1 protein-coding gene is annotated in these 3343 nt (G+C 69.7%); it reads left to right on the top strand.

All coding sequences use genetic code 11. The features are described 5' to 3' along the window. On the top strand, positions 1-3343 hold a 3343-nt coding region (locus ACWFR4_RS48180; protein ID WP_453658261.1), incomplete at both ends, for a hypothetical protein.

Here is a 3343-nt window from a genome sequence, read left to right as displayed (position 1 = left end):
ATCCCAAGGCGCTCAAGGAGCACGGCGGGCAGCTGCTGGCCAACGAGTGGGGTGAGCCGCTCGGCGCCGTCGTCAAGAAGGATTCCGTTGAGAACCTGCCGCGGATGAGGAGCGCGTACAAGTTCTTCTTCATCGACCTGGACGGCAACCCCCTGTTCCCCCTGGACCGCAAGGGCGCGGCCCAGGGCGACGCGATCCGCCGCGAGGACCGTCTCAGCGCCAAGGCACCGGACGGCTGGCGGCGCAGCAACTGGAGCCAGGTGGAGCCTGGCACCGTCATCCGGCTGCCCGAGACCGCACTGCCCGAGACCGCTGAGAAGGGCCTGTCACCGGAGAACTGGTCCCAGCCGCTCACTCTGACCGGAATGTACCGCGGCGCCGACGGCTCCCTCACGGTCGAGGGCACATGCGACGGGCAGACAGTCCGGCGCGAGTTCAGCCGCGTCGATGCTCTGCCGGGCCCGCTGCGGGAGGCGGTCGGAGCGTGGGCGGTGCGCCCCGAAACCGTCGTCGTCCGTGCCGCCCGCCCCGCTCTTCTCCAGGCGCTCAAGTACACCCAGAGTGGGGACGGCCTCCGGCTGCCGGGCAGCAGTCTCGAACTCGCCGACGCATTGGACGCCATCCGCAGTGCGGAGGAGGCGCTCGAGGCACGGCCGACCGCCATCCCTGCTCTGCGCAAGCAGATCGCTGCCGCCCGGGACGCCGCCGCCCGCCTGGCGGCCGATGCCGAGCGGACCGGGTGGCCCGAGGTCGCCAAGCGGGCACAGGCAGCCCACGCGGTGGCACAGCAGTGGGCCGATGCCTTCGAGGACGTCGACTCCGCGGCCCAGCGACTGCAGGGAACGGGCACCGCACTCGCATCGGAGCCCGAGCGCGCGCCGGAGCCGACTGCAACCGTCTCGTCAACCGACCCACAGCCGGCCGAGCAGGCGCAGGCTGGCCGGCCCGGGACGCAGATGCGCCGCGAGGACTTCAACAGCCCGGCACAGGCAACACCGGACAGCGGGGCACTGCCGGAAGGCCAGCTAGACCTCGACGATTCCGACGCCAACCCTTCGCGCAACCACAACCAGTCCGCGCAGGAGACGGCAGAGCCGGATCAAGGCGCAACCGGGATGGCCGCAGAGGAGGGGACGCAGCCGGACGAGTCCGCTACCCGGGACGCCCCGGCCCAGGAGCGCCCGGAGGACAGCCCGGTCTCGATCTATGACGCCATGCGGCTCGGCGGCCAGGAGGTGGCCCGTGCCCTACTCGCGCGCGTCACCGTTGGGGAATTTGCGACCGACGGACAGTTCCTGCGTGCCCGCGTTCTGCTGGACGGCGAGGACATCGGCTCCGTCGTCACCCGGCCTGACGGCGGATACGCTGCCTCCACCATCGAGAACTGGACGTCGAGGCATCCGTACGAGACCGTGTCCGGCGCGGTCGCTCAGGTTGGCCAGTCCTACGACGAGTGGGTTGCCACTGGCGATGAGCGCGAGGCTCGTGCCCGCGAACTCGGGCTCGACCAGACGCCTGCCGCGCCCGAGGGGGAACTGCCCGAGGGAGCCACGCCCGTACCCGGCTTCCCCGACTACCACCAGGTCAGCGCCTACCCCGGCACCGTGGTGTACGGGCCGGGCAACCGGACGGTCGGCTCGGTCGACAACCGCACCTACAACCAGGGCAAGCACAAGACCCTGTACGGCGACGAAAGCCCCATCAAGGGCCAGAACACCATTGAGCGTTCCGTCCGTCACCTGGTGGAGGTGCACGCCGAACTCAACGACGTGCCCACCAGCCAGGCGTGGCGGAGGGTGTGGATCGAACACCACGACGACCACACCAACGTGTGGGGAGCCGACGACCAGTACCGCGAGCTCGTCTTCGCCCTCGAAGTCGCCGGCGGCCCGCGTGGATTCAACCCGTGCAATGTGGACGTGGCGCACCGCCAGCACGGCATGTACCAGCACGCAATGCCGAAGAACCTGACCTACGAAACCCGTACCGAGAAGGTCAACAAACTGCAGGCGCTGCTGTCGGCACGCGGCCGTGAGATACCCGTCTTCGAGACCTTTGAGGCCAGGCAGGATGCCGAAGCCGTCGACAGGGCAGAGGCGGCCGCCACAGCGCCCATCACCCCAGCACGCGAGGTCGGCGCCGGGCTTGCGGACGACGCGGCACCGGCAGTGCAGCAAGGGCGCATCGCCCCGGTGCGCCGGTCCTCCGGCCAGCCGCCCCAGGGCCAGGCCGCGCACGGCATGGCGATCCACGCCATGGATGTCGACGACCTCGACGCGACCATCGAGGCGCTGAGGGATGCCACCGATCCGCTGTCGCTGGCCTACCGGCTGCGCGCCGAGCGGCGCCGCTGGGCCCTGCTGCGCCAGGAGGCCGAAGACTGGGTGCCGCAGCCGGAGTACGACGCCGAGGGCAACCTGGTCGAGCCGTCCCGTGGGCGGATCCTGCGTGAGCGGGCCGACGGCTACCGGCTCAGCCCCAACGAGACCACAGGCGCCGTCACGAGCGTGGACGATCTGTTGCCCGCGAAGCCCGGCGGATACACCGATACACGGTGGGCGGAGATCGAAGCAGCTGCCACAACGGCGGAGGACTACCCGCCCACCCCCGAGCAGCGCATCAGTATCGAGGGCGCGGCCCGGCGCAGCCTGGACCTGCGGGTGATGGCCCTGGCTGGCAGCGGCAAGTCCACCCTCCTGAAGATGCTGTCGCGGCGCATGCCCGGCAAGCGCATTCTCCTCCTCGCCTTCAACCGCTCGGTCGCTGACGACGCGATCGAGGCACAGCAGCGCGGCGAGTACAGCGAGAACCTCACCCCGACCACCGCGAACTCCTACGCCAACAGCATGGTCGACGAGGCCCTGCTACCCCGGCTGAAGTGGCCGAAGCTCAACGAGCAGCAGCTCGCCGACCGGATGCGCTGGCGCTCACGGATCCGGGCCGGAGGCGAATCGCTGTCCCCGCAGCAGGCCGCGTCCCTGGCTAACCGGCTGCTGTCCGAGTGGGTGAAGTCCGCCGACGACGACTTCGCCGTGCACCACCTGCCGGACAGCCTCTCCAACCGCGACGCGATCTTCGCCGCGATCCGGCCCCTCGCCCAGGAGATGTGGGACAACCTCATCGACCCGAAGGCGACCAACAAGGACCGCGATCTTCCGCTGTCCTTCGACCACCCCGTCAAGATGTGGGCGCTCTCCGGACGTGTCCCCGACACGGATGTGCTGTTCTGGGACGAAGCACAGGACGACAACCCCGTTATGGAGTCGAGCCTCGGCAAAGTCCGTCAAGCACGAAACCAGGTCGACTCGGTGGGAGACACCAACCCGCCCCACAACGGGTTCCG

This window comes from Streptomyces sp. NPDC055140 (assembly GCF_053607285.1).
The sequence above is the reverse complement of the archived record's forward strand: the minus strand, read 5'-3'. Positions and strand labels throughout refer to the sequence as shown.